Source organism: Escherichia sp. AM3 (assembly GCF_032029835.1).
Lineage (GTDB): Bacteria > Pseudomonadota > Gammaproteobacteria > Enterobacterales > Enterobacteriaceae > Escherichia > Escherichia coli.
On the sequence record NZ_JAVUPQ010000239.1, the window covers coordinates 1 to 1866 of the forward strand.

The 1866-nt window shown below is 57.4% G+C and carries 1 protein-coding gene and 1 pseudogene; both read left to right on the forward strand.

The window, feature by feature from the left end:
- On the forward strand, window positions 1-1725 hold a 1725-nt coding region (fecA, locus tag RTW80_RS24585), incomplete at its 5' end, for a TonB-dependent Fe(3+) dicitrate receptor FecA (protein ID WP_312720681.1).
- A gap of 44 nt (window positions 1726-1769) precedes the next feature.
- A pseudogene (gene fecB / locus RTW80_RS24590) lies at window positions 1770-1866 on the forward strand (Fe(3+)-dicitrate ABC transporter substrate-binding protein FecB); the annotation flags it as partial.

Below are 1866 nucleotides of genomic sequence, written 5' to 3' on the forward strand. Positions count from 1 at the left end.
CCCGTCCCCTTCGCCCCTTACGGTCAGCCGCAGCTTTCACTGGCTCCCGTTTCGCTCGGCAACATGGATGCCATTGACGTGGTACGCGGTGGTGGTGCGGTGCGTTACGGACCGCAGAGCGTGGGCGGCGTGGTGAACTTTGTTACCCGTGCCATTCCGCAGGACTTTGGTATCGAGGCGGGCGTGGAAGGTCAGCTCAGCCCAACCTCTTCACAAAACAACCCGAAAGAGACGCACAACCTGATGGTGGGCGGCACAGCGGACAACGGTTTTGGCACCGCGCTGCTCTACTCCGGCACGCGCGGCAGTGACTGGCGCGAGCACAGCGCCACCCGCATCGACGACCTGATGCTGAAAAGCAAATATGCGCCGGATGAGGTGCACACCTTCAACAGCCTGCTGCAATATTACGACGGTGAAGCCGACATGCCCGGTGGCCTGTCTCGCGCGGATTACGACGCCGATCGCTGGCAATCCACCCGCCCGTATGACCGCTTCTGGGGTCGTCGCAAGCTGGCGAGCCTGGGCTACCAGTTCCAGCCAGACAGCCAGCATAAATTCAACATTCAGGGGTTCTACACCCAAACCCTGCGCAGCGGCTACCTGGAGCAAGGCAAACGCATCACCCTCTCGCCGCGTAACTACTGGGTGCGCGGTATTGAGCCACGCTACAGCCAGATCTTTATGATCGGCCCTTCCGCGCACGAAGTGGGCGTGGGCTATCGCTATTTGAATGAATCAACGCATGAAATGCGTTACTACACCGCCACCAGCAGCGGGCAGTTGCCGTCCGGCTCAAGCCCTTACGACCGCGATACGCGTTCCGGCACCGAGGCGCACGCCTGGTATCTGGATGACAAAATCGACATCGGCAACTGGACCATCACGCCGGGTATGCGTTTCGAACATATCGAGTCATACCAGAACAACGCCATCACAGGCACGCACGAAGAAGTGAGCTATAACGCACCGCTTCCGGCGTTGAACGTGCTCTATCACCTGACTGACAGCTGGAATCTTTATGCAAACACTGAAGGCTCGTTCGGCACCGTACAGTACAGCCAGATTGGCAAGGCTGTGCAAAGCGGCAATGTGGAACCGGAAAAAGCGCGAACCTGGGAACTCGGTACCCGCTACGACGACGGCGCGCTGACGGCGGAAATGGGGCTGTTCCTGATTAACTTTAACAATCAGTACGACTCCAACCAGACCAACGACACCGTCACTGCACGTGGCAAAACGCGCCATACCGGGCTGGAAACGCAGGCACGTTACGATCTGGGTACGCTAACGCCAACGCTTGATAACGTTTCCATCTACGCCAGCTATGCGTATGTGAACGCGGAAATCCGCGAGAAAGGCGACACCTACGGCAATCTGGTACCATTCTCCCCGAAACATAAAGGCACGCTGGGCGTGGACTACAAGCCAGGAAACTGGACGTTCAATCTGAACAGCGATTTCCAGTCCAGCCAGTTTGCGGATAACGCCAATACGGTGAAAGAGAGCGCCGACGGCAGTACCGGCCGCATTCCCGGCTTCATGCTCTGGGGCGCACGCGTGGCGTATGACTTTGGCCCGCAGATGGCAGATCTGAACCTGGCATTCGGTGTGAAAAACATCTTCGACCAGGACTACTTCATCCGCTCTTATGACGACAACAACAAAGGCATCTATGCAGGCCAGCCGCGCACGCTGTATATGCAGGGGTCGTTGAAGTTCTGATGTGTTAACGCCCGGCTTGCCGGGCTTTTAGCTGGAATGTGATTATGTTGGCATTTATCCGTTTTCTTTTTGCAGGCCTGCTGCTGGTGATCAGCCACGCCTTTGCCGCCATGGTTCAGGACGAACACGGCACGTTTACAC